Below are 466 nucleotides of genomic sequence, written 5' to 3' on the forward strand. Positions count from 1 at the left end.
CTCGCGATAGCTCGCCTCGCTGACCACGCCCACGCTGCCCCAGTAACCCCAGTTCATGACCTTCACGGGATAGGCGAGCGTGCGGCCCAGGTGCGCGGCGAATGCATCCTTGAAGGCACAGCCGGCCGCGTAGTTCGACTGCCCGGCGGTCTTGCCGAACGAGGTGATCGACGAGAAGAACAGCATGAAGTCGAGCGGATCGTCGCCGAACACCTCGGCCAGACGCACGCTGACGTCGGCCTTGGCGCGCCAGGCGGCGAGAAAGCGCGCCTCGTCCATGGTCGCGAGGCTCGCATCGGCCAGCACGATGGCCGAGTGGATCACGCCGCTGGTCGGCAGCGCCTGGCCGTCCCAGCGCAGCGCGGCGATCCGCTCGCGGGCCGCGGCCAGCGAGTCGCGGTCGGCGGCATCGGCGCGCAGGTAGACGGGCGGCGTGCCGAAGCACGCTAGCCGCTCGCGACGGGCG

General features: G+C 70.8%; 1 protein-coding gene. It reads right to left on the reverse strand.

Annotated features, from left to right (window positions below):
• The coding region (locus tag HW466_RS31385; RefSeq protein ID WP_176316174.1) for a ketoreductase domain-containing protein at nucleotides 1-466 on the reverse strand (466 nt) is incomplete at both ends.

The organism is Burkholderia territorii, assembly GCF_902833055.1.
Classification (GTDB): Bacteria; Pseudomonadota; Gammaproteobacteria; order Burkholderiales; family Burkholderiaceae; genus Burkholderia; species Burkholderia territorii.